The sequence below is a fragment of the Flavobacterium sp. CSZ genome (assembly GCF_015350725.1).
Classification (GTDB): Bacteria; Bacteroidota; Bacteroidia; order Flavobacteriales; family Flavobacteriaceae; genus Flavobacterium.
Genome location: NZ_JADKPQ010000014.1, coordinates 131,063 through 156,293 on the forward strand (window position 1 = coordinate 131,063; position 25,231 = coordinate 156,293).

General features: G+C 35.5%; 18 protein-coding genes. 8 read left to right on the forward strand and 10 right to left on the reverse strand.

The genetic code is table 11. The features are described 5' to 3' along the window. Positions 1-2: 2 nt before the first annotated feature. The 3 genes from IRZ78_RS16805 to IRZ78_RS16815 all read right to left on the reverse strand — a co-directional run bounded on the left by IRZ78_RS16805 (position 3) and on the right by IRZ78_RS16815 (position 2,893). Positions 3-767 (reverse strand): MBL fold metallo-hydrolase, encoded by a 765-nt coding sequence (locus IRZ78_RS16805; protein ID WP_194617639.1) that lies wholly within the window; start codon positions 765-767, stop codon positions 3-5. Between the two features lie 183 nt (positions 768-950). Continuing rightward, complete coding sequence (locus IRZ78_RS16810) at positions 951-1,634, reverse strand: response regulator transcription factor (RefSeq protein WP_194617640.1); 684 nt, start codon at positions 1,632-1,634, stop codon at positions 951-953. Next, positions 1,631-2,893, reverse strand: a complete 1,263-nt coding sequence (locus IRZ78_RS16815) for a HAMP domain-containing sensor histidine kinase (protein ID WP_194617641.1) — start codon at positions 2,891-2,893, stop codon at positions 1,631-1,633. The genes IRZ78_RS16810 and IRZ78_RS16815 overlap by 4 nt, the downstream gene beginning before the upstream one ends. A gap of 162 nt (positions 2,894-3,055) precedes the next feature. Between IRZ78_RS16815 and IRZ78_RS16820 the strand changes: the two genes are divergently transcribed. Next, on the forward strand, positions 3,056-3,478 hold the full coding sequence (locus tag IRZ78_RS16820; RefSeq protein WP_194617642.1) for a DUF1573 domain-containing protein: 423 nt from the start codon (positions 3,056-3,058) through the stop codon (positions 3,476-3,478). 162 nt (positions 3,479-3,640) lie between these two features. After that, positions 3,641-5,221 (forward strand): L,D-transpeptidase family protein, encoded by a 1,581-nt coding sequence (locus IRZ78_RS16825; protein WP_194617643.1) that lies wholly within the window; start codon positions 3,641-3,643, stop codon positions 5,219-5,221. A gap of 140 nt (positions 5,222-5,361) precedes the next feature. Here the strand turns inward: IRZ78_RS16825 and IRZ78_RS16830 are convergent, their stop codons facing one another. After that, on the reverse strand, positions 5,362-5,868 hold the full coding sequence (locus tag IRZ78_RS16830) for a C40 family peptidase (RefSeq protein ID WP_194617644.1): 507 nt from the start codon (positions 5,866-5,868) through the stop codon (positions 5,362-5,364). Positions 5,869-6,087: 219 nt separating this feature from the next. Here IRZ78_RS16830 and IRZ78_RS16835 point away from each other — a divergent pair, with 219 nt between their 5' ends. The 4 genes from IRZ78_RS16835 to IRZ78_RS16850 all read left to right on the forward strand — a co-directional run bounded on the left by IRZ78_RS16835 (position 6,088) and on the right by IRZ78_RS16850 (position 12,503). Continuing rightward, complete coding sequence (locus IRZ78_RS16835) at positions 6,088-7,182, forward strand: SGNH/GDSL hydrolase family protein (RefSeq protein ID WP_194617645.1); 1,095 nt, start codon at positions 6,088-6,090, stop codon at positions 7,180-7,182. After that, positions 7,172-8,551: a sialate O-acetylesterase gene (locus IRZ78_RS16840; RefSeq protein ID WP_194617646.1), complete on the forward strand. Its 1,380-nt coding sequence runs from the start codon at positions 7,172-7,174 to the stop codon at positions 8,549-8,551. Before IRZ78_RS16835 ends, IRZ78_RS16840 begins: the two co-directional genes overlap by 11 nt. A gap of 435 nt (positions 8,552-8,986) precedes the next feature. Then, positions 8,987-11,284 (forward strand): beta-glucosidase BglX, encoded by a 2,298-nt coding sequence (bglX, locus tag IRZ78_RS16845; RefSeq protein ID WP_194617647.1) that lies wholly within the window; start codon positions 8,987-8,989, stop codon positions 11,282-11,284. A gap of 262 nt (positions 11,285-11,546) precedes the next feature. Next, positions 11,547-12,503: an aldo/keto reductase gene (locus IRZ78_RS16850; protein WP_194617648.1), complete on the forward strand. Its 957-nt coding sequence runs from the start codon at positions 11,547-11,549 to the stop codon at positions 12,501-12,503. A gap of 118 nt (positions 12,504-12,621) precedes the next feature. Here the strand turns inward: IRZ78_RS16850 and IRZ78_RS16855 are convergent, their stop codons facing one another. The 6 genes from IRZ78_RS16855 to IRZ78_RS16880 form a co-directional block, all read right to left on the reverse strand. Beyond that, positions 12,622-13,908, reverse strand: coding sequence for a cellulase family glycosylhydrolase (locus IRZ78_RS16855; RefSeq protein ID WP_194617649.1), 1,287 nt, complete (start codon positions 13,906-13,908; stop codon positions 12,622-12,624). 246 nt (positions 13,909-14,154) lie between these two features. Then, the gene (locus tag IRZ78_RS16860) at positions 14,155-15,390 is read right to left on the reverse strand and encodes a glycosyl hydrolase (RefSeq protein ID WP_194617650.1); all 1,236 of its coding nucleotides are present in this window, start codon (positions 15,388-15,390) and stop codon (positions 14,155-14,157) included. 4 nt (positions 15,391-15,394) lie between these two features. After that, a complete protein-coding gene (locus IRZ78_RS16865) occupies positions 15,395-16,585 on the reverse strand; it encodes an AGE family epimerase/isomerase (protein ID WP_194617651.1) in 1,191 nt (396 codons plus the stop codon). A 6-nt stretch (positions 16,586-16,591) separates the two neighbouring features. Further along, positions 16,592-17,782, reverse strand: a complete 1,191-nt coding sequence (locus IRZ78_RS16870; protein WP_194617652.1) for a glycosidase — start codon at positions 17,780-17,782, stop codon at positions 16,592-16,594. Positions 17,783-17,810: 28 nt separating this feature from the next. After that, positions 17,811-19,202: an MFS transporter gene (locus tag IRZ78_RS16875; RefSeq protein WP_194617653.1), complete on the reverse strand. Its 1,392-nt coding sequence runs from the start codon at positions 19,200-19,202 to the stop codon at positions 17,811-17,813. A gap of 222 nt (positions 19,203-19,424) precedes the next feature. Continuing rightward, entirely contained in the window at positions 19,425-20,555 is a 1,131-nt protein-coding gene (locus tag IRZ78_RS16880) for a glycosyl hydrolase (RefSeq protein WP_194617654.1), read from the reverse strand. A gap of 306 nt (positions 20,556-20,861) precedes the next feature. Here IRZ78_RS16880 and IRZ78_RS16885 point away from each other — a divergent pair, with 306 nt between their 5' ends. Next, on the forward strand, positions 20,862-21,740 hold the full coding sequence (locus tag IRZ78_RS16885) for an AraC family transcriptional regulator (protein WP_194617655.1): 879 nt from the start codon (positions 20,862-20,864) through the stop codon (positions 21,738-21,740). 313 nt (positions 21,741-22,053) lie between these two features. Beyond that, positions 22,054-25,221, forward strand: coding sequence for a TonB-dependent receptor (locus tag IRZ78_RS16890; RefSeq protein ID WP_194617656.1), 3,168 nt, complete (start codon positions 22,054-22,056; stop codon positions 25,219-25,221). Positions 25,222-25,231 lie beyond the last annotated feature (10 nt).

A 25,231-nucleotide genomic window follows, 5' to 3' on the forward strand; every position in this document is an offset into this window, starting at 1 on the left:
CTTTAGTAAGAAACAATTTCGCCATCTTCCGGAATCGAAACTTTATCTAATAAATTATTTTGCTCTAAGGCTAATCTCAATTCAGATCTTTTTGTTGGGCAATGGTTTAAAGCTTCTAAATGATTTGCCAAAACATATTGAGGCGCCAAGGCAACAAATTTCAGAATATCGTTCATTCTCATTAATAAAGGCTGACCAATATCTAATCTTGCTGTTCCGCAGGCTACTACAGCAATTTCCGGTTTAAATTCAACCAAAACTTTTTGTACGTGTTCAGTAAAAACGGTGTCTGAACTTATGTAAATTGATTTTTGATTAGGTAATTCAATATAAAAACCCATTACGTTCCCCATAAATTTTGCAATAAATCCGTAACCATGAATCGCGGGAATACCTATAATCTTGCCTCCCAAAAACTCTTCCGGTTCCCAATAATTTAAAGTTTGAAGAATGTTTAAACCTCTTGCGCTTAATGCATTTTCAATTTTTGTACTGCAAATTACCGGAATGCTTTTTCGTCGAAGAAAAACTTCTCCGGCTTTGTCAATATGATCAGGATGTAAATGTGTAATAAGGCAAATAGTAACCCTGCTTAAAATATCCCGGCTATTTTTGGGTAAAGCAACAATTGGATTTCTATGAGGTTTATAACGAAAAATTGTAAAAGGCGGAACCGTTTTTCTTTTTCCTAACATTGGATCAACCAATATAACATCGGTTTCAGTTTCAATAACTAAAGTGGCGTTGCGTAAATGATGTAATTTCATATCGAGGAAAATTAGATATTAAAAATACGAAAGTTTTTTAAAAATAATTTTACAGTTTTTTTCTAATTTGTATTAAAAATGTAACTTTTCAGGATAATGTATTTATAAGAAGGTTTTTGTAATTATTATATTTTTACAATGCCCGGATAAAGCAAATAATGTTTTAACTCGTTAGAAATTAAACTACACCGTAAACCTAAACCCAATTCCGTGAAGATTTTCTATAGCAATACCATCTTCATTAACTAAGATTTTACGCAGTCGTGAAATAAAAACATCCAGGCTGCGTCCCATAAAATAATCATCAGTGCCCCAAAGCGAAGTCAAAATCTGTTCTCTTTTTAAAACCGAATTCTTATTGTCCAGAAATAATTTCAATAATTCGGCTTCACGCTGTGTAAGGCTGATTTTTTCATTTTCATTAAATAAAATAAAATTGTTGGTATCAAATTGATACTTTCCAATTTCATAAACAGATTTTTCTATCGGAATATTTTTCTGAGAACGCTTCAGGAAAATTTCAATTTTCAGCAGCAATTCTTCAATGCTAAAAGGCTTTACCAGATAATCATCTGCGCCCAGTCGCAAACCTTTAATTCGATCTTCTTTTAGTGTTTTTGCAGAGAGAAAGATAATCGGAATATCAGTATTTAACTTTCTGATCTCTGTAGCCAAGTCAAACCCATCCATTTTTGGCATCATGATATCAAAGATACAAATGTCAAAATTTTCTTTTTTAAAGGTTTCTAATCCAGATTGCCCGTCGCAACAATGAATTACTTCATAATTGTTTTGTTCCAAATTGTCTTTGGTCAAAAAGGCTAAAGTTTCATCGTCTTCGGTATAAAGTATTTTGAATTGTTTCATTTTTTATAAGGAATTGACAAAGTTATAGTAATGCCGTTAGTTGGGTTATTTTGTACTTTTATTTTCCAATTATGCAAGTTGCAAATTTCTTTTACATAATACAAACCAAGTCCAAAACCATTGACCTCATTGCTTTTTTCGTTTTGAGCGCGGTAAAATTTATCAAATACAAAAGACATGTTTTTAGGAGAAATTCCAATTCCGTTATCACTAAAAGCCATTTTTATAACTGAATTTTCGGTTGAAATTCCAATTGTGATCTGCGGTTTTTCGTTGCAGTATTTTATAGCATTATCCAATAAATTATAAACCAAATTAGAGAAATGAAAAACATCCGTTTCTATTTGGTATTCATTCGAGAATGTTTCGATTGTAATAAAAGCTTCAGGATATTTTAACTGAATATTTTCGATAGTTTCCTCAATAATCGGAACAATTAAAACCATTTCTTTTTTTAATTCTAAAGGAGCATAATCGGATTTGGCAATGTTTAGAATTTTCTCAATATGATTGTTCAGTTTATGACTCTGATTGATAATAATATTGGTGTACGTATGCAATTTTTTATCGTCTTTAATCGGGTTTTGTTCACTTAGATATTTAGAAGCAATTAATATCGAAGACAATGGTGTTTTGAATTCATGTGTCATATTATTGATAAAATCCCGTTGCAGTTCAGAGTATTTTTTTTGCTGCAAAAGCGTAAAAATCGAATAGACGTAAATCAATAAAATCAGGATTAAAGCGATCGAAAGTATAAACCAAAATCGCATCGAACTGAACAAATACGTCGTTTCGTTGGGAAAACGAATGGCAAAATAATATACTAAGTTTTTATGCTTTGGAAAAGAAACTGTTCTCTTCGTTTTTTCTTTTTCAGAAAACGAGATGTACTTTCCGTAAACCATTTCATCACTTTGGCAATTATACACAGCGTATTCAAAATCAGTTGTAATGTTCATTTTTTTAAACTCTGATCTCAAATAGAACTCTAAAATATCCGGTTCAAAATCGTTCTGAATATTTACAATATAATAATCGTTTGAAATTTTTTGAACAGGGTTTTGGCAGGATGCTTCATGATCCTTTCCTTCATATAATTTCCTGGCAACTTCCAGCAAAGCGATGTTGGCTTTCTGGCTTAGTTTTTTTTGTTCTAAAGTAAAAGCCTCTTTTGTCCAGAGCAATTGTGCGACCAATATGCTAATAATGGCTACAAGTCCCAGAAGGATAATACTATTGAGTTTATTTATTTTCAAGAAAACGGTATTTTAGAGTGTAATATTAATCAAATTTAGGTTTAAAAACACCGATTAACAAGTCATTAACAAAGATTTGAAAGCGGTTAACAGCGATTAGGATTTGTCTGAATTATCTTTGTAAAACAAAATTAGAACTATAAACCATTAAATTATATAACTATGAAAATGATTAAAATTTCGATGTTAGCCTTAGCTTTAAGCTTAATGTCTTTTTCAGCAATTGCACCAATACAATCTATGACTTCTGAAACTGAGACCAATATTGTTCTGGAAACAGCTTCTACAATTGTATGGAAAGCAGAAACAATTGATGTAGGTCAAATTCCGCAAGGAACGCCAAAAGCAATTGTTTACGAATTTAAAAATACAGGAAAAACTGCGGTTGTTATTACAAACGTACAGGGATCTTGTGGTTGTACTGCAACAGATTATACAAAAGAGCCTATTTTACCTGGAAAATCAGCTAAAGTAACAGCAACGTATAATGCAGCCAACAAAGGTGGTTTTACAAAAACAGTTACTGTAACAACAAGTGCGGAGACTACTCCAAAAGTACTTACTTTAAAAGGAACGGTAATCTAAAATAAAGGTTGGTTATAAAGTAGAAGCTCCGGATATGTAATGTATTCGGAGTTTTTTTATGCTTTTTCGCGAAGTAAAAATCAGATTGTAAAGTCAGGATTAATTTTTCTATAAATGGTTTGTTTTCTCCAAAACTTTTCTATTTTTATTTAAAAAAATATTATGAAAATTTTCTATCCGCTTGTTGCTGTAGTCCTTATTTTTGCTGCTGTTTCCTGTAATAAGAAAACAGAAAAGAATACAGAAGAATCAAAAAAAACTTCAGAAAAAGTGGTTCCCGAACTTAAAATTACAATTGATAGTTCTGGCATTTCAACGTTTTATCAGGCATATCCTAAATTGATTAAATTTCAGAGCGAGGTTCTGGCTTTATACAAGAAAAACAAATCTACCCAGTTATGGCTCGATAATAAAGGTGTTGTAGAATACGGGAATACATTATTCAATAAATATAAGGGATTAGATCAGGAAGGCTTAAAAGCGAATTTTCCTTACAACGAAAAGATCAGTCCTATTTTTGAGCATACAGCCGAAAACAAATTGTCGCAAACTGATACCGATTTGATGATTACCAATCTGTATTTTTATTATGCGCAGAAAGTTTCCGGTGTAGATGAAAAAACGACCAGATCATTAGAATGGCTTTTACCTCGAAAAAAAGTAAACTATCAGGTTTTTTCGGACTCTATCTATAAAAAAGCGACTATTAGCGACGACAAAAAAAGCAAAATGTTCAGTCAGTATTATAAGCTTCGTGACGCGCTTCATCAATACAGAGAGATTGAGAAAAAAGGAGGATGGAAAACTATCGAAACCGGTGAAGATTTTAAAAGCCTTAAACTGGGAGATTCTATTGTTGCAATTGGGCAAATTAGAGAAAGGCTTTACATAACGGGTGATCTTAAAGAAAATAGCAAAAGCAATATTTGTGATTCGACATTGATAAAAGGAATCAGAAGCTACGAATTCCATCACGGTTTAACACCAAAAAATATTATTTTACCGGAACATATTGCGGAATTGAATGTTCCTGTTTCGGATAGAATCAAGACAATTATTGCCAACATGGAACGTTGCAGATGGATTGACCCTGAGCTCGAAAAAGGGAAAGAATACATCGAGGTTAATATTCCGGAGTTTAGATTGTATTTGATTCGCAATCATGAAATTGCATTTGTATCCCCAGTTGTGGTAGGAAGAGCAATGACCAAAACCGTAGTTTTTAGCGGAATGATGAATAATATTGTTTTTAGTCCGTATTGGAATGTGCCTCCAAGCATCATCAAAAGTGAGATCAAACCGGGAATGGCAAAAAACAAGAATTATTTAGCTCAGAAAAATCTGGAATGGAATAATGGCGCAGTTCGTCAGTTACCCGGAAAAAACAATTCGCTTGGTTTGGTGAAGTTTTTATTCCCGAATTCAAATAACATTTATTTACATGATACGCCGGCAAAAAGTTTGTTCGAAAGAGAAAACAGGGCTTTTAGTCACGGATGTGTTCGTGTAGGCAAACCAAGAGAATTAGCCATCGAACTTTTGAAACAAGATCCAAGTATGACTCCGGAGAGAATTGATAAAGCGATGCATGCCGGTAAAGAAAGCTGGTATACGCTAAAAAAGAAAATCCCGGTTTACATCGGTTATTTTACCGCTTGGGTTGATCGTGATGGTAATTTGAACTTTTATAAAGATGTTTATAAAAGAGATGAAAGTTTGATCAAATTACTTACCGAAGAATAGAAATGGTTTGTTGCTAACTACAGTAATTTTCACGTAGATCTGGCAGATAAAAGCAGATTTAATTTGATTTTTTGAATTATCAGAATAAATGAATCTGCGCGCATTTGCTGAAATCTTTTTAAATCTGCGTGAAAAAAAAATCAAGGAAGTACATCAACACATTTATAGTATCGTTTGCTATAATGTTCTGAGTCCAGATCGCTAATCGTTACGCTGCCGGCTTTTCCTGATGGGGCGTGGATAAATTTAGAATTCATGCCATTGGCTTCGCAAATGATTCCGACATGCCCAACAACGTTTCTGTTCTTGTAGCCGTAAAAAACTAAAACATCTCCAACTTTAAAATTTTCCGGTTTTTTTGAAATTCCCAGATTTTTATATCCACTGGAACTTCTTGGTACGCTAACCTTAAAATGTTGGAAAACATAATTGACAAAGCCAGAACAATCAAATCCTTTTTTGGGATCATTTCCTGCGTATAAATAATGTATTCCTAGATATTGTGTGGCATAGCTAATAATAGAATCACGTTCTATTGTCGTTTGTAATTTTTCGGTTTGATGACTAATGGACTTATTTTCTTTTTGTAAAGTAAAAGAAGAGCATACAATCGTAGCTGCAAATGCGATATATAGGGATGATTTCATTTTAAAATATAATTATAAGATTTTATTTACGAATGTATAGCCTTGCTTTTGAATATCAAAAACAATGTTATACAAAGAAACAGTGGATGAGTAATAAGAACGGAAGATACATCTTTTTATTTTGGTGTTTTTTTATTGCTTTTTGATGTTTTAGTATCTTTTTGTATATCGTATTTCAGATATATTTGTGAATCGTATTTATATTTTAACAAATAAATTATGTTTCTCAAAAAAATAGCATTTTTAATTTCATTTTTGCTGATTTCAATTGTTTCAACTTCACAAAGTAAAACAGAAACTTTTCTGTATCAGGGTCGTGTTGAAAAACTTTCCGATAATACAGTTGTTTTAATAGGAACAGCTTCTTCGGTTTCTTTTAATTTTAGGGGGAATGAGTGTTCGATTTCACTTCAAGGTATTGATTCATGGGAACATCATAATTATGTTTCTTTGGTTTTGGATGGGAAATATATTGGGAAATTAAGAATCGAAAAAGGGGCAGGGCAATCTTTCCCCGTGAAAATTACTTCAAATAAAAAAGAACATACTTTAGAAATTTATAAAACTACAGAAGCGCATAGCGGTGGAATTCTATTTGCGGGAACAACGGCAAAACTGATTTCGATTACTGCAAAAAAGAAAAAGAAAATCGAGTTTATTGGAGATTCCATTACCTGTGGAGCAGCAAGTGATCCATCAGATGTTCCTTGTGATAAAGGCGAGTATTTTGATCATCATAATGGCTATTATGCGTACGGGCCTGTACTTTCGCGAGCAATTGGTGTTGATTATTTGATGAGTTCGGTTTCGGGAATTGGAATGTATAGAAACTGGAATGATGAGAATAAAGACGAAGGAATTATGCCTGACGTTTATCAGAATTTATATTTAACGAAAGACAATTCTAAACCTAAATATGATTTTGCTTTTCAGCCTGATATTATCAGCATTGCATTAGGAACCAATGATTTTTCTAGCGGAGATGGTAAAAAAGAACGTTTGCCTTTTAATCCGGAAAAGTACGTTTCGAATTATATCAACTTTATCAAAATGTTGTACAAGTACAATCCTAATGCGCAAATTGTGATCACTAATAGTCCAATGATAAACGGCGAAAGAGCGATTGTTTTTGAAGATTGTCTGAACAAAGTAAAAGCGGCTTTCGCAGAAGATAAGACTCATAAACCAATTGTTGTTTTCAAATTTAAACCAATGACGCCAAAAGGCTGTTCAGGGCATCCTGATGTGGCGGATCATAAGGTTTTGGCTCAGGAATATGCTCCGTTTTTAAAAAAGTTACTAAATGAAAAATAATATATTTAAGTTTGTTTTCATTCTGATGATTTCCAGTACTATGATGGCAAACGTTACACTTCCTAATATTTTTGGTGATAATATGGTTTTACAACGCAACTCCGAAGTGAAAATTTGGGGTTGGGCGAATCCTAAGGAAGAAATCAAATTGGTTTCGGGCTGGAACAATCAGGAATATAAAGTCGTAGCGAATAATCAGGCACAATGGGAACTGCATATAAAAACGCCTGAAGCGGGAGGACCTTACACGATTTCGATAAAAGGATATAATGAAGTAATTCTTAAAAATATTCTGATTGGAGAAGTTTGGGTTTGTTCCGGACAATCGAACATGGAAATGTCTGTAAGTTGGGGAATAGATAATGGAGAGGAAGAAATGAAAAATGCTATGAATCCAAATATTCGTTTTTTTACCGTTCCGAAATTAACGGCTACAACGCCTCAAAATAATCTATTGGGAAACTGGGTCGAATCGACTCCTGAAACCATGAAAAACTTTAGCGCGATTGGTTACTTTTTTGCCAAACGCTTGCGCGAAGATTTAAAAAATGTCCCAATAGGATTAATTTCTTCGAACTGGGGCGGAACGCCAGCGGAGATCTGGATGCCGGAAGAAGTAGTGCAGAACGATCCTGTTTTATTAGAAAATGCTAAAAAACTCAACGAACAGGAATATGGGCCGCGTCAACCTGGTAGAGCCTATAACGCCATGATTTATCCTTTTGTTGGTTTTAAAATTGCCGGAACACTTTGGTATCAGGGCGAATCGAATGTTGGTTCATTGGTTTACGATCAAACATTATCGGCTTTGATTACATCCTGGAGAAATGCCTGGAACGACGAATTTCCATTTTATTTCGTTCAAATTGCGCCATATAAAACGGGTTCTAATAACTTCTCGAATGTTACGGTTAGAAATTCTCAACGAAAAGTCCTGAAAGATGTTACTAAAACCGGAATGGTGGTGATCAGCGATATTTCGGACACGATTGATATTCATCCAAAGAATAAAAAGTCGGTCGGGATTCGTTTGGCAAACTTCGCTTTGGCAGATACTTATAAAGTCAATTCAGGTTTGGTGAATAGTCCGCTTTACAAAGATTTTAAGATTGAAAAAAACAAAGCAATCGTTTCGTTTGATTCTGCTGATGGATTGTATTTCAAGAATAAGACTTCGAATCAATTTGAATTGGCTGGAGCCGATGGAGTTTTCTATCCTGCAGAAGCTTCGATAAAAAATAATCAGGTGGTTTTGGTGAGTAAAAAAGTTGTGAATCCTGCAAAAGTGAGATTTGCTTGGGGAAATACGATACAATCTGATTTGTTTAATAAAGCGAATTTACCGGCTTCTTGTTTTATTTCTGAATAAGAGTAATTGCCCACGGATTATGCGGATTTAAATGGATTGACGCAGATTTTTTTTGTTTTTGTCTTGCTTTTTGTCAGGCTGAGCGGAGTCGAAGCCCCGCAAAGTGAGACATAAAGTTTGTCATCCTGAGGAACGAAGGATCACACTAGAAACCCGACAAAGACTTGAGAATTACTGTGCGGAATCTCTTGTGTGATCCTTCGTTCCTCAGGATGACAAGATTGTGAGAAATTCGTATGAGAAAAAAGTTCTTTTAGCAACGTTCGCGTTAGGGATAGCAGCGGAAAGCCCACAGCCTGAAGAAGGAAGTGCGAGGACTTGAAGCGAATAGCCCGATTCGCCGCGGCGAACACGCCCAAAAGAAACTTAGTATCTCAGTTCCGATAGCTATCGGGATAGCGCCTTTAAAATAAACTATCTGACCATTATACTATTATGAAAAATAAAAAAATAATAACTATTGGGGTTTTTGCCCTGTTTACTGTTGGAAATATGAATGCACAGAAAAAGCCGTATCTGGATAAAAATAAAACTATTGAGCAGCGAATTGATCTGCTTTTGCCATTGATGACTCTGGAGGAAAAAGTGGGGCAGATGAATCAATATAACGGATTTTGGGATGTAACGGGACCGGCTCCAAAAGGGGGAACTGCGGAACTGAAATACGAACATTTGCGAAAAGGCTGGGTTGGGTCGATGTTGACCGTTCGTGGTGTAAAAGAGGTTCGCGCGGTGCAGAAAATCGCGGTTGAAGAAACACGATTGGGGATTCCCTTGATTATAGGTTTTGATGTGATTCACGGTTATAAAACGTTAAGCCCGATTCCGCTGGCAGAAGCAGCGAGTTGGGATCTGGAAGCAATTAAAAAATCGGCGGCGATTGCGGCTGATGAAGCTTCGGCATCTGGAATTAACTGGACTTTTGGTCCTAATGTCGACGTTGCAAACGATGCAAGATGGGGACGTGTGATGGAGGGTGCAGGAGAAGATGCATATTTGGGAAGTAAAATCGCGACTGCGAGAGTTCATGGTTTTCAGGGTGAAACAATTGCTGATCTGGCTAAATTAAATACGATTGCGGCCTGTGCGAAACATTTTGCGGCTTACGGTTATGTAGAGGCGGGATTGGAATATAATATTGTTGACATTAGTAATTCGAAATTGTATAATTCGGTTTTGCCTCCTTTTGAAGCTACGGTTCAGGCGGGAGTTCGTACGTTTATGAATTCGTTTAATACGCTGAATGGGGTTCCGGCAACGGGAAATGTTTTTCTGCAAAGGGATATCCTGAAAGGAAAATGGAAGTTTGATGGTTTTGTAATTTCTGATTATGCTTCGATTCGCGAAATGATTGCTCATGGTTATGCAAAAGATGAAGCCGATGCAACTGCAAAAGCGGTAATCGCAGGTTCTGACATGGATATGGAATCGTATTTGTATGTCGCAAAATTGGTTGGTTTGGTGAAAGAAGGAAAGGTAAAAGAAGCTTTGGTTGATGATGCCGTTCGTAGAATTTTGCGTGTGAAATTTGAGCTTGGTTTATTTGATGATCCGTATAGATATTGCGATGAAAAACGTGAAAAAGTGGTTGTGGGGAGTAAAGCGAATAATGATGGGGTTTTGGATATGGCGAAGAAATCTATTGTATTATTGAAAAATGAAAAAGGTTTACTTCCGCTAAAAAAATCCGGACAGAAAATTGCTTTGATTGGCGCTTTGGCAAATGATAAAAATAGTCCGTTAGGAAGCTGGAGAATTGCTGCAGATGACAATACTGCCGTTTCGGTTTTAGAAGGAATGCAGCAATACAAAGACAATCAATTGGTATTCGAAAAAGGTTTGGAATTGCTTTTGCAAAAAGCTACTTTTTTAACGGAAACAGTTTTTAATACTACAGATAAAAGTGGTTTTGAAGCAGCCAAGACAGCCGCAAAAAATGCTGATGTTGTGGTAATGGTTTTAGGTGAATACGGTTTTCAAAGCGGTGAAGGAAGAAGCAGAACTGATCTTAATTTACCAGGATTACAGCAGGAATTACTAGAAGAAATTTATAAAGTAAACACTAATGTGGTTTTGGTTTTGAATAACGGTCGTCCGTTGAGTATTCCGTGGGCTGCAGAGCATATTCCGGCTATTGTTGAAGCGTGGCAATTAGGAACTCAAACCGGAAATGCGGTTGCGCAGGTTTTATACGGCGATTATAACCCAAGCGGAAAATTGCCAATGTCGTTCCCGAGAAATGTGGGTCAGGTGCCGATTTATTATAACAAATACAGTACAGGAAGACCTGTTGATAGTGATAAAAACGTGTTTTGGTCTCATTATATGGATGTGGAGAAAACGCCTCAATATCCGTTTGGTTTTGGATTGAGTTATACGAAGTTTGATTATAAAAATCTCAAAATCAATAAAACTGCTTTTGCAAAGGGAGAAAGTGTTCAGGTTAGTGTTGCCGTAACAAACTCTGGAAATTATGACGGAAAAGAAGTAGTGCAATTATATATTCATGATGAATACGCCAGTATTGTTCGACCAATAAAAGAACTAAAAGGTTTTGAATTGGTGAATTTGAAAAAAGGGGAAAGCAAAACGATAACTTTTACTTTGACCGAAAAAGAGCTTGGTTTTTATGATAATGAGGGAAATTATTTGGTAGAACCGGGAACTTTTAAAATCATGGTTGGAGGAAGTTCTGATAAAGGATTGGAGAGTGGTTTTGAGATAAAAGAATAGGTTTTTGCCACAAAGGCTCAAAGGCACTAAGTTTTTTTTCGCCACGAATTCACGAATTTTTAAACAATTCATTCGTGAATTCGTGGCGATTTCTATTTTTTTAATAGCCATTGGCTAAAGATGGGCGCTTTCAATCTTAAAATTTTAAAAAACTTTGCGCCTTCGCGACTTTGCGAGATTAAAAAAAAACACAACTTTATATTTACTACTTTTTTTCTACCTTTAAAACCTATTAAAACACCAAGCAATTTAAACTAAAATAATGAAATATAACAGATGCGGAAAAAGCGGGTTATTACTACCTGAAATTTCTTTAGGATTATGGCACAACTTTGGGTCAGTAGATAATTTTGAAAATGCAGAAAGTATTGCTGTAGATGCTTTTGATAAAGGAATCACTCACTTTGATTTGGCTAATAATTACGGACCGGTTCCAGGTTCTGCAGAAACTAATTTTGGTAAAATTCTATGGCATAATTTTCAGGGAAATTTACGTGATGAAATCATCATTTCAACCAAAGCGGGTTACACCATGTGGGACGGGCCTTATGGTGATTGGGGCTCTCGTAAATATTTATTATCAAGTTTAGACCAGAGTTTAAAAAGAATGAAAGTCGATTATGTCGATATTTTTTATTCGCATCGTCCTGATCCTGAAACTCCAATTGAAGAAACGATGCAGGCTTTGGATTACGCTGTAAGAAGCGGAAAAGCATTGTATGTGGGAATCAGTAATTATTCGGCAGAGCAAACCCGAGTTGCGGTGGATGTTTTAAAGCAATTAGGAACGCCATGTTTGATTCATCAGGCCAAATATTCAATGTTGGAGCGTTGGGTTGAGAATGGTTTACTGGATGTTTTGGAAGAAAAAGGAGTAGGCTGCATCGCATTCTCGCCTTTGGCACAAGGACTTTTGACGGATAAATACCTGAAAGGAATTCCTGAAAATTCCAGAGCGCATAACCCAAACGGACATTTAAAAGAAGATGAGGTTACTCCCGAACGCATTCAAAAATTAGTACAACTCAATGAAATCGCTCAAAACCGTAATCAATCTTTGGCGCAAATGGCTTTGGCCTGGCTGCAAAAAGACAAACGAATTACTTCGGTTTTAATTGGCGCGAGTTCTGTGAGACAATTAAATAATAATATTGATTGTTTGCAAAGTTTAGAGTTTACGCAGGATGAATTGAATGCGATTGAGAAAATTTTAGTCTAACATATTCTATAATATACTGTAGAGAAGCATTTGCGTATCCGTCATTTATACGAAACAGTAAACCCGACAGGTTCTTAAAACCTGTCGGGTTTGAAAAGATATAAAGGTATACTTTAAATTATTTCTTTAATTTCAAATTATACTTTTTCACAATATCCAAAGTCGATTTATCCGAAGAAAAAACAGAATTCAATCCTTGTGGTTCTTGTGGCGGATCTGTTGTTAATGGATCTCCGGGATTCCATTTTCCGTCTTGGGTAACCGGTTTGCCTTCGCCACCAAATCCCCAGAAATTTGCCGCCTGCAACGGACCGTTATTTTTCACACTCTCGGCAACTCTGCTAAAAATATAATTATAAAAAATATCCCTGTTTGTTGTCGACGTCGTCGCCAATAAACTTTCGTTTTCCCTTCCTAAACCAAATTCTTCGATAATAATTGGGCGCTTTAGATTATTGGCCACTTTTATATGTTCATCAATATATTTTCCGGCATTATCAAGCGTTGTTGTCATCGTTTTTTTTGCATCATCAGCCTTAAACCAATTCCAGTTTTTGGGCCAGATGTGCATGGTCAAATAATCAATGTTCAAATTTTGGTGTGTTCTTTCAAAGATTTCCATGCTGTCGTTTGAGCTATTTTTTCCTTCAGAACCCGTCGAAACCAAATGATTTTTATCTAAACTATCAATCAAATTTACAATAGTATTCAGCCATGATGTAAATTTGGCTTCATTTTCTACCGTAAAAAGTCTTGGCTCGTTGCCCACTTGCCACGCCATAATGGTGTTATCCTCGGTATATTTCTTTTTGGAATATTTGTTGGTTCTTCCTATAATAAACTTGACATGATTTTCTAAAGCTTTCATACAAGGCTCACAGCTATAAAATTGTTGAGTATATGCCATAAATTGCGGCCATGTATTTGGGGCAATATTTGGTACCGGAATCGCACCTTTGCCATTCCATTCGAGATATTGTGACATTCCGCCCGACCATTCCCAGTTGTTTGTCAAATACAAAACCGCATACATTTTGCGTTTGCTCATTTCGCTGATCAAAAAATCCAATCCGTCAAGCAAATCATCATCGTATTTTCCCTGTTCGTATTGCAAAGCCGGGCGAACGGTAAAATCGTATTTCCCACCATCGGCACCAACAAGAATTCTAAGATTGTCAATTCCGTTTTTCTGCATCAAATCCAGTTCGCGAAGCAATCTTTTTCTGTCGCCCACTTTTTTCGAAGCCAGTAAACTTCCGTACCAATAATTCGTTCCAATGTAAGCGTACGGTTTATCGCCTTTATAAAATTGCGTTCCCTTGACCATAATTCTTTCCTGCGCCTGACAAGCAATTACAGAAAACATTAAACCGAATACAAGAGTTTTTAGAAATTTATTTTTCATTAGTTATTTTTTTAGGAGCTATTTACTTCGTCAGTCGCTATTGCTCGGGTCCTGCTATCCGTTTCAATCTTTTATTTTTTTTAAAGAAAAAAAATAAAAGGATTTCCACTTCTATCAGGGCTAGGGCTTTAGGTTTTTTAAGTCATTGCGAGGAACGAAGCAATCTGATGTAGCAGATCTTTTTAATTTGTAAACTTGATTATTGTTAATGTGATTGCTTCGTTCCTCGCAATGACATATTTTGTGTTACTTCGGCAATTCATACATCTTCGGCAAAGAATTCACCAATGCCGATTTTGGCTTGGCAGCAAATGTCTTGAAATCTGCTGCATTAGAAACAGCCCCACTTGGTACAAAATAAGCATCTTTAGTATTATTCCAAAACATGACATAACTAACTTCAATATCATTAGATGTCAATGCTCTGTATAAGTAAGTCGAAAACAAATCTGTTATTGGTGTCTTTGTACTTGTAACCTGATAACCGGTTTCTGTTAACGCTGCAATTTTTACTTTGGTTTTAGCCAAATCAGCAATTATCTTTAGTTTAGAATTGGCTTTGGCAGCGCCAGATTGGCCTTGATTATCAAAATCACCATAATTATCCATTCCTAAAACATCTACATATTTATCACCGGGATATCTGCTTAAATAATTGATTTCTGTAGTATACGAGTTGTCAGGTGAAAAGGCATAAAGAATATTATGAACGCCTTTGGTATTTTTTAGGTAATCAACTGTAAACTGATAAGCCATTTTATATTCCTGGGCAATGGCAAAATTAGCGCCCCACCAAAACCAGCTTCCGTCAAATTCATGAAAAGGCCTGAAGATTATCGGAATCAATTCACCATTCGAACCTTTTAAATTCAAAAGGACGCTGGCAATTTTGTCTAATTTTTTCTTGTACCATTCGTGATTGGTTCCACCAGGCAAAATACTTTGGAAAGCCGTTGCTTTTTGGTCTGCCGTCATATCGGCTGCATAAAAAGAATCCTCTTTATTAGGTTCTCTCAAATGCCAGCAAAAGGTATTGATTATTCCTTTCGCGTAAGCGGATTTTGTAGCGCTTACAAGTTTTTCTTCTTGTTGATAAAACCAGTTATCTGCCTGATTGTTATTGTTTTTATCGGTAATAAACATGAAGTCAGAACCTAAAATAGCAGGATCAGAACCTGTATTTTTTTTGATGTCAGAGTCACCGCCATTATCCTGATAAAAACTATTAAAAGCATCTTGCTGACCAATGGCAACTTTAGTTTTGGCAAGCTTTTTTAAATTATAAAATAAAGCTACAGTTTCTTTGGTAGCATTTGCATCGACCATAAAGCTTGTCACATTTTGTGTTGTCAACAGATCGCTTGGGTTTAAAACCGGCGGTTCAATGATGATTTCAGGACCTGATTCATCGTTTGAAGAACAGCTCGAAACGGCTAAAATTGATAGACTTAAAAATGCTATTTTCAGAAATGTAGTTTTCATTTTTTTAAGTTTTAATTCGGTTAATGAGCTCTAAACAAGCCCGGCTATTATGATACGGACATTTCCAGAATCCAGCCTTGTCTTTTTCGATCAAAGAATAATCACGATTAATTCCCCAAAACCATTCTCCGTTTTCTTTGTCTAAAATGTACTTTTTTATAAACTTCCAGTTTTTATAAACGATGTTTAAATACGTTTCATCACCGGTTAATTGATAAGCGTTATAAAAACCAATTAAAGCTTCTGCCTGAACCCACCAATGTTTTTCGGCTACTAATTCGTTGTTTTCAGGATCAAATTCATACCATAAAGCTCCATCAGTATCTAAACCTTCTTTGGTAACTTCTGCCATCTGAATGGCATGTTTGGTGTAATTAGCAATCAAGGTTTCATCTTCAGAAATTTCGGCACATTGCAATAAAAGCCAAGCCGCTTCGATATCATGACCGTAGGAGATAACGTCTGGTTTTTCGATCCAGTTTTCATCAAAAAATAATCGTAAATGACCGGTTTGGGTATTGATGAAATGTGCCTCGATTGTTTCTAATAATTCAATAACATCGCTTTGCAGTTTTTTGTCTTTCCAAACCTTAAATAAATTGGCATACGCTTCGACAATGTGCAAATGCGTATTCATGGTTTTTTTTTCGTTGGCATCTTTATCGCTCAAGCGCAAATCTTCTATGGGTTGCCAATCGCGGGTTAAAGCTTCAAAATAACCTTTCTGTTCAGGATCGTAACTGTGTTCCTGAATTTTCAAATATAAATTTATGGCTATTTCTAAAGCTTTATCGTCTTTAGAAATAGCATAAAATTCAGATAATCCGTAGATCGCAAAAGCTAAAGCATAGATTTGATTTTTGGTATCTTTTGGTGTTCTATCAGTATTAATACTCCAGAATAAACCTCCAAATTCAGCATCATAAAAATGTTCTGAAAGAAACTCAAAAGCACGTTTGGCAATCTTTTTATGGTTTTCGTTTTTTGTGACTTTATAACTAGCTGCAAAACTCCATAAAATTCTCGCATTTAAAACAGAACCTTTTTCGGTATTGGCGATAATATGATCGTTGAAATCAATCTGACCAACAAAACCTTCATTTTCGTTGTCTAAAGTATGTTTTGACCAATATTTTAAAATTGAATCTAGTTCGTCTGATAATTCAGATTTAAGTTGCTTTAGTTGTATTGACACAGTAAATTAAATTGTATTGTTTTTCTCGATTTGATTGATGATGGTTTTCACCGAACCTGCAGAAATAAAAGTATCTGCGGGCGCATTCATAACATAATCAATCAGTTTTTCTACAGACGAAACGGCAACATGCATTCTGGTATCTGATGAAGCATAGTAAACATAAACAGTTCCGTCATTATCTTCAATCCATCCGTTTGAGAATAAAACATTCGATACATCGCCAACTCTTTCGATTCCTTCTGGTCCCATAAAATGACCGGCAGGAACGTGTGTTACTTTGGTAATATCATTCAAATCGGTCATGAACATATAAAGGGTGTAACGTAAACCTGCAGCGGTATTACGAACTCCGTGTGCGAGATGCAACCAGCCTTTTTCGGTTTTGATAGGAGCGGGACCAAGTCCATTTTTCAATTCATAAATTGTATGATATTGTTTCCCAAAGATGATTTTCTCCTCTTTTACAACAGGATTTGTCATATCATCCACATATCCCAGACCAATTCCGCCACCGGCTCCAACATCGATAAAGCCATCTTGTGGACGTGTGTATAAAGCATATTTTCCGTTTACGAATTCGGGATGTAAAACCACATTGCGCTGTTGGCCTGTATTCGAAATCAAATCAGGTAATCTTTCCCAGTTTACCAAATCTTTCGAACGTACGATTCCTGCATTGGCTACAGCCGAACTTGTGTCGCCTTTTGGTGCTTTTGGATCTTTTCTTTCGGTACAAAAAATACCGTACACCCAACCGTCTTCATGGTTAATCAAGCGCATATCATACACGTTTGTATCTGGTTCTTCTGTTTGCGGAATCACGCATGGTTTTTCCCAAAACTTAAAATTATCCACTCCGTTTGGACTTTCCGCTATAGCGAAAAAAGATTTTCTGTCTATTCCTTCTACACGAACGGCAAGCAAATATTTTCCGTTCCATTTCATGGCGCCTGCATTAAAAGCGGCATTCATTCCTATGCGTTCCTGTAAAAACGGATTGGTTTTTTCGTTAAGGTCAAAACGCCAGTTCAATGGTACGTGGGCTGCTGTAACAACCGGGTTTTTGTAGCGTTCGTATATACCGTTTCCGGCATGATCCTGAGGAGCATTTTTTTGCTCGATCAGTATTTTATGTTCTTTTTCTAATGCTACTTTTCTATCCTGAAATGTAGTTGAAGTGGCTATTGCTGTCATATAAATAGATTTCTGTATCTGTATTTTTTTAATTGCTTTGGTCTCGTTTTTCGTTTAAATCTTGTTCGATTACCTGAAGTTTATTTTCAGATAATGGATAAAATGCTATAAAAGCAACTGATATTATGGCCGCGATGGCAGGGAGTATGCTTAACATTAACTGAATTCCGTTTTGGGCTGTGGCAGTTTGCTCTACATTGGCCTGAAAACCGTAATAGCCTAAAAGCCATCCGGCTCCGGCGCCGCCAATGGTCCATCCAAATTTTTGTGACATAGATGAAGCAGAGAAAACCAATCCTGTTGCTCTGCGTCCTTGTTTCCACTCAGAATAATCGGCACTGTCAGCGTACATCGACCAGATTAGCGGAAAGATGCAACCGGCACAGATGCTGATTAAAACCTGGAAACTCATAATTAAGAACACATCTTCTTTTCCGAATAAATAGAAAATCAAACTCAGGATTGCGGCTACGGCCATGGCACCAAAAAAGGTTTTCTTTTTACCAATTTTATTGGCAATTGGTGTTGCTATAATTACTCCGATGATATTGGCAGCTTGCCCTAAAACCAAATAGATTGAAGTTGGCGTCATGTGAAAATCGGTTCCAAAAAGAGAGAAGTCGAAATTCACGCTGCTGCTTACGTAATATTTAAAATAATAAACGGCAGCTCCGTCACGAATGGAGTTGAAAACCAATGCACCAATTCCGGCCCCGAGTAATATCCACCACGGTCTGTTTTTTAGTAAATCTTTTAAATCTTCTTTTAGATTGTTTTCTTCGTCAGAAATGGGTTTTACTCTTTCTTTGGTGAAGAAAAAACACGCCCAGAAAAAAGCAGTTGTAATTACTCCAAAAACAGCAATTGTTGTTAGCCAGCCTGATTTAGAGTTTAGGCTTCCGCCGAAGTAATTTACCAAAGGTTCAATTAGCCACAGTGCCAGAAGACTTCCTCCAAAGGCAAAAACCATTCTGTAAGAGGATAAAGTATTTCTTTCTTTCCTATCAGATGACATTACGCCCAAAAGCGATGCATACGGCACATTGATTAAGGAATAAATCATCATCATGGCTGAATACGTCACGTAAGCATAAATTATTTTTCCTTTTTCGTCAAAATCAGGTGTGTAAAAAGTTAGTACACCAATTACGGCAAAAGGCACGGCAACCCATAATAAGTAAGGTCTGAATTTTCCCCATTTGCTTTTTGTTCGATCGGCAATGATTCCCACAATTGGGTCAAAACAAGAATCCCAGATTCTGGTAATCAAAAACATGGTTCCTACAACGGCAGGCGCCAGTCCGAAAACATCGGTGTAGAAAAAGAGAAGGTACATGCTGAAAATTTTCCAGAACATGGATGATGCTGCATCTCCAAGACCGTAACCTACTTTTTCTTTTAAACTAATTTTGTTGTGCATCAGGCTTTTTTTAAAAGTTGTAATTTAGATTTGGTTAATTATTTTAATGTTTCTATTTGTTGAATTTTTTTGACGCGGATAAAACGGATTTACTTCGTAAAACGCGGATAAAAAACAGATTTTATTTTGAATGACATATCTTTAAATCGATGTTTTTATGTGTCGAATTTTTAGGTACGCGGATCTCGCAGATTTAGATAGATTAAAACAGATTTTTAATTCTCAATTTTTTTTAATGTCTTTTTCGAATAAGGTTTTGTCCAAATTATAAAAATTAACAAAATCTTTCGCGCTTACTTGGCCTGTATATGGCGCATAGTAATGCATTTTTTGCTCTTTTTCCTGCCAGCCGTGGTTTCTCCATAATAAAACATAAGAAATTTTATAGTCTCCAATTGCTTTAGATAAAGTTCCTGTCCACCATTTTGGGTCTGGAATGGCTTCGTAACCCGCCTCGGCTATGGCAATTAATTTGTTTCGTTTTATACCAATTTCATTGATAATTTTCAATTGGTTTTGCACTTCTTCTATAAACTTTTTGCCGTCTTTGTCGTCATTGTTCTGGTAAGAATCAAAACTGATAATGTCAGCATAATTATCACCCGGATATTTGTCCAGAAAATCTTCCTGAGAGCTGAAACTACTGGTATTGTAAATATAAATTAAATTATGAACCCCTTTTTTCTGAAGATATTCGAAAGTAAATTTCCATAATGTCTTAAATTCTTCAGGTGTTCCATTTCCTTTTCCCCACCAAAACCATCCGCCGGTAAGTTCATGATAAGGCCTAAAAAGTATCGGGATATTTTTTCCCTTTTTATCTTTTAAAGAAAGAAAGAAATCAGCCGCTTTATCAAGCCAGCTGATGAATTTTTGATGATTTTCTCCACCAGTTAAAATTGTTTTTAGCGAATTTGGAGTATTGTCCCAGGCACTTTTTCCGGTTGCGGGATTGTCAAAATGCATACTTATTGTCGAAATGCCGCCTCTTTCATGAGCTTCTTCGATGTACTGTTTCATTTTAGTAAAAGGAATTCCATCAATATTATTTGCGTCATTTCTTTCTAAACCCGCAATGTCCCAACCGTAAACCGCAGGATAATCGCCCACTACATCTTTTATATCACTGCGACCGTCTTCGTATTTCCAGTTTACACCATACGCAAGATCGTCCTGATGCCCGAATAAATAACCTTTTTGGGTTAATTGATTGAGTTTTTTATATAAAGAAACGGTTTCTGGTGTAGCTTTTTTATCTGAAAGTGACAAATTAGTATTAGTAACCAACTGCTTTGAGGAGCAGGAAGTCCCTATAAATATCACGGTTATTAGTGCTAGTATGTTTTTTTTCATTAGGAATGTGGTTGTTTTTCAGTGTAATAAGTGTAAAAGCAACAGTTGAAAAAGGTGTTGCGAAACCTTCGTTTTTGTAATCTATTTATCAGTATTAATTTTTGATTAAAATTATCAAAACTTTAAAAAGATATTGTATTAAAAATGATTAATGTTTATTATTAATATTCTTTTTGTAAAAATCATAATTCTATTTTTCAAAGATAATCGGATGTTTATTGTTTAATTAATATTATTTTATCAATTATATATCATATTATTGCAAATAAAAAATCCAATAGTACTTCCTAAAATAGTTTATTAAAGATGAGTAATACTAAAAATTTTTACAGAGAAATTGCTCCGCTTTCGGCCGGGGATAGTTTTTTAGTTTTCGACAGAGTAAAAGATAGTTTTGATTTTCCGGTGCATTACCATCCGGAGTTTGAGATCAATTTTATTTTAAACGGCAAAGGAGTAAAGCGTGTCGTGGGTGATAATATTGAAGAAATTGATAATGTCGAATTGGTTTTGATTGGTCCAAATTTATATCACGGTTGGGAATTAAGTAAATGTACGAGCAAAAAAATTCACGAAATTACGATTCAGTTTCATAACGATCTTTTTCATGAATCTTTGTTGTCAAGGCGTATTATGAATCCTATTCGTGATATGTTCAACAGGTCTATTCATGGTATTTTATTTTCGAAAAAAGTAGCCGAAGAGTTGACTCCAAGGCTGGTAAAGCTTTCTAAATTAGATGGTATGGACTATTTTTTAGAAATTACTTCGTTGTTGTATGATTTGGCAAATTCCAGAAATCAACGTTTACTGTCGACTTATACAGTAGATTATGATACGTTTGATGATTATGATAAAATGAAGCTGGTGTATGAATATGTACAGAAACATTTTGCAGAAAAAATCACTTTAGAAGATGTTGCGAATATTGCGAGCATGTCGATAATTTCTTTTAACCGATTTATTAAAAAACGTACCGGAAAAACTTTTGTTAATTATATCAATGATATTCGTATTGGATATGCGGCACGTTGGCTGGTGGAAAAAGATATGAGTGTTTCTGAGGTTGCTTTTAAGTCCGGATTTAATAATATCGCCAATTTCAATCGTAGTTTTAAAGCGATTAAAAACTGTACGCCCAGTCAGTATAGAGAAGATTTCTCTGGATTAAAACGTATTTTATAATGATACTTTTTTGACACAAACAAATATTATTTTTAACGAAATCGTTTGCTTTTAAGCGAATTCGTTAATTTTTATTTATAAGATCAAGTAGTTTAACGGGGTTGATTTACGAATAATGTAATTTTTTGTACTTTTTATTTTCATATGTGTTTTTTTAAAACGTTATAGTAAAAATATTATCATCAAATGATATAATACTATCGATTTAATGTTTCCTTGTGTTATAGATTTGTTAAATAATTTAAGAAATAAATACAACCCTTTTTTATGACTTGAATTAGAATAACAAATTTAAACTAACCAAACATTTATTATGAAAAAACTAATGACTAACTTCATTCATTGGAACGCTAACCACAGAGCGGTTCCTTTGATTTTATTTTTGTTACTGACCAGTAATTTTATTACAGCTCAGGTTAAGGTAACAGGAGTAGTTTCTGATGATAAGGGACTTTCTATACCGGGCGCAAATGTCATGGTAACAGGAACTAAAAAATCAGTTTCAACAGATTTTGACGGAAACTATTCTATTGATGCGCCAGCGAACTCTAGTATTTCAGTTTCATTTATTGGATATGTTACTCAAACAATCAATGTAAAAAATGGAGGTAAAATAAACGTGATTCTAAAGCTTAGCGCTGAGGATTTGCGTGAAGTATTGGTAAACGTTGGATATCGTAACCAGAAAAGAAAAGATGTTACCGGCGCAATTTCGTCAGTAACGGCAAAGGATTTTAAAGATTCTCAGCAAGTAACGGTAGAGCAATTATTGCAGGGCAGAGCGGCTGGGGTTGTAGTTACGAATAACTCAGGTAAACCGGGAGGAAGTGTTTCGGTTAAGATTCGTGGTAGTGCATCGCTAGGTGGTAGTAATGAACCGTTATATATTGTAGATGGTATTCCTATTTCGGGAGATGCTACAAATCAGGCTACAGGAGGAACAATTGTGAGTGGTTATATTGGTACAAATACAGGAAGTGTAACCAATAGCCCATTGGCGTTTTTGAACCCAAATGATATTGAAACCATGGATATCTTAAAAGATGCTGCTTCTGCTGCAGTTTATGGTTCAAGAGCATCAAATGGTGTTGTAATTATTACGACTAAAAAAGGTAAAAAAGGATCAGGAAGAATAACCTACGATACTGCTTTTTCTACACAAAATGTAACAAGATTGCTTAAAACAATGAATTTAAGCCAATATGCAACGCAGCAAAATGCACTGGCTCAATATTATGGTGTAGCGCCAAGAGATGAGTTTGCTGTGCCTTCGATTTTAGGTAAAGGAACAAATTGGCAGGACGAAATATACAGAACAGCGTTGATGAACAGTCATCAATTGTCTTTCTCGGGAGCAAAGGACAGTACAAGTTATTATATTTCTGGAGGTTACCTGAATCAGGACGGGGTTGTTATTGGTTCTGATTTTAAAAGATATACTTTTAAGGTGAATCTGGATTCAAAAATTAAAGACTGGTTAACAGTTGGAGTTACGCTTAATACAGGTATTACAAATCAAAATATTACTATTGAAGGTTACAGCGATGGTATTATTGGTACTACGATTTTATCTACTCCGGATGTAGCGGTTAAAAATTTAGACGGTACTTATGCGGGACCGCCTAAAAATGGCACCCAAGGCGCGTGGATTAATCCGGTTGCAAGTACGCTAATGAATACCAATTATTTGGTACAAAAGAATTTTCAGGGTAATTTTTATGCAATTGCTAAACTGGCAAAAGGGTTGGATTATCGTTTTGATTTTGGTGGTTCAACCAACATTCAGAATTTTGAAGGATTTCAACCAACTTATGCCTGGGGAGCTGCTGTGAACAAAGTAAACCAACTTCAGGAAAGATCGAATACATGGTACGGATTGAATCTTAAAAATATGCTAACGTATAGTTTTGCTGCAGGAAAACATAATTTTACGCTTATGGGACTTCAGGAAGCTACAGACTCACATTGGTTTGGCGGCAGTCAGTCTATAAGTGGTTTATTAAGTAATGATGTTCATTCGATAAATCTTGGAGATCAAAAAACTTTGGTTGCCAGCGAATATAAAGGAGCAAATGCTTTGTACTCTTTCTTGGGATCTTTGAATTACAATTTTGATAATAAATACTTTTTGCAAGGGACAATAAGAGCTGACGGCAGCTCGAATTTTGCCGAAGATAAAAGATGGGGTTACTTCCCTTCGATTTCAGGATCATGGAAGCTTTCTAACGAAAAATTCATGGAGGGTACAAAAGACTATATCGACAATATTAAATTTAGAGTGGGATACGGTGAAACAGGAAAACAAGATATTGGCGGCGGATTGTACAGCTCGAATATCCAAACCATTAAATCGGCTTTAGGAAATTTCTTTACAGCAGGTAACATTGCCAATCCGGATTTAACCTGGCAAAAAGCTGAGGATACCAACTTAGGTCTTGATTTTACTTTGTTCAAAGCTAAATTATCTGCAACTGTAGATGTATACAGAAAACAATCTTCAGGATTTTTATTTGTATTGCCTTTGCCAAGTTATGTTACAGGTTTAGAGCAATATCAGGGTGGTTTGGCAGCACCAACAGTAAACTTAGGAAGTATGAGAAATCAGGGTATTGAGGCGACTCTTAAATATTCGAACAGTTTTTCTAAAAACTTTTCCTGGGATGCGACTCTTATGTTTTCTAAAAACAACAACAAACTGTTGAGTTTGGTGGATAATTTTGATTTAATTAAAGATGTTCAGGTTAACGGATATACAACTAAAACAGTAACGAAAAGTGAAGTTGGTCAGCCAATTGGACAGTTTTATGGGTACGAAACGGTTGGAATCATCAGAACAAACGAACAATTGGCAAATGCGCCAATACCTTATACAGGAAATAAAGCGGTAAAAAGTGTTTTAGGAGATGTAGAATATGTTGACCAGAACAAAGACGGTTTGATCGATGAGAAGGATTTAACTTATATCGGGAATCCACAGGCCGATTTTATTTATAGTTTCAACAATCAATTTAGATATAAGAATCTTGATCTTTCTATTTTCTTAACAGGATCTCAGGGGAACAAAGTAATGAACTTAACTAGAAGAGCTGCTACAAAAAATCAGCGTTTATACGAAAATCAACTGGCAGAAGCGGCTGATTTCTGGACACCGGATAATCCAAATGCGAAATATCCAAGACCTGATGGCGGAGACGGACATCCAAATATTGCCATATCAGATCGTTATGTAGAAGATGGTTCTTATTTGAAAATTTCACAGTTAACTTTCGGTTTTAATTTACCATCAGATGTACTTTCTAAAACCAAATTAAGCAAATTAAGATTTTATGCAAGTGTTCAAAACCTGTACACTTTCACAAAATACACAGGTTATGATCCGGAAATTGGAGACTATAATCAAAATGCTTTATTGAGCGGAATTGACTCGGGACGTTACCCTACGAACCGCACAATTACTTTTGGAATGAATGTTGAATTTTAATAAAAAACTA

Bases quoted from the DNA above. Each gene is read 5' to 3' on its own strand.
- IRZ78_RS16825 (WP_194617643.1), top strand. From the start codon at position 3,641: ATGAAAATTTTCTATCCGCTTGTTGCTGTAGTCCTTATTTTTGCTGCT.
- IRZ78_RS16855 (WP_194617649.1), bottom strand. From the start codon at position 13,908: ATGAAAAATAAATTTCTAAAAACTCTTGTATTCGGTTTAATGTTTTCT.
- IRZ78_RS16890 (WP_194617656.1), top strand. From the start codon at position 22,054: ATGAAAAAACTAATGACTAACTTCATTCATTGGAACGCTAACCACAGA.
- IRZ78_RS16850 (WP_194617648.1), top strand. From the start codon at position 11,547: ATGAAATATAACAGATGCGGAAAAAGCGGGTTATTACTACCTGAAATT.
- IRZ78_RS16860 (WP_194617650.1), bottom strand. From the start codon at position 15,390: ATGAAAACTACATTTCTGAAAATAGCATTTTTAAGTCTATCAATTTTA.
- bglX (WP_194617647.1), top strand. From the start codon at position 8,987: ATGAAAAATAAAAAAATAATAACTATTGGGGTTTTTGCCCTGTTTACT.
- IRZ78_RS16820 (WP_194617642.1), top strand. From the start codon at position 3,056: ATGAAAATGATTAAAATTTCGATGTTAGCCTTAGCTTTAAGCTTAATG.
- IRZ78_RS16885 (WP_194617655.1), top strand. From the start codon at position 20,862: ATGAGTAATACTAAAAATTTTTACAGAGAAATTGCTCCGCTTTCGGCC.
- IRZ78_RS16810 (WP_194617640.1), bottom strand. From the start codon at position 1,634: ATGAAACAATTCAAAATACTTTATACCGAAGACGATGAAACTTTAGCC.
- IRZ78_RS16875 (WP_194617653.1), bottom strand. From the start codon at position 19,202: ATGCACAACAAAATTAGTTTAAAAGAAAAAGTAGGTTACGGTCTTGGA.
- IRZ78_RS16830 (WP_194617644.1), bottom strand. From the start codon at position 5,868: ATGAAATCATCCCTATATATCGCATTTGCAGCTACGATTGTATGCTCT.
- IRZ78_RS16880 (WP_194617654.1), bottom strand. From the start codon at position 20,555: ATGAAAAAAAACATACTAGCACTAATAACCGTGATATTTATAGGGACT.
- IRZ78_RS16840 (WP_194617646.1), top strand. From the start codon at position 7,172: ATGAAAAATAATATATTTAAGTTTGTTTTCATTCTGATGATTTCCAGT.
- IRZ78_RS16835 (WP_194617645.1), top strand. From the start codon at position 6,088: ATGTTTCTCAAAAAAATAGCATTTTTAATTTCATTTTTGCTGATTTCA.
- IRZ78_RS16805 (WP_194617639.1), bottom strand. From the start codon at position 767: ATGAAATTACATCATTTACGCAACGCCACTTTAGTTATTGAAACTGAA.
- IRZ78_RS16870 (WP_194617652.1), bottom strand. From the start codon at position 17,782: ATGACAGCAATAGCCACTTCAACTACATTTCAGGATAGAAAAGTAGCA.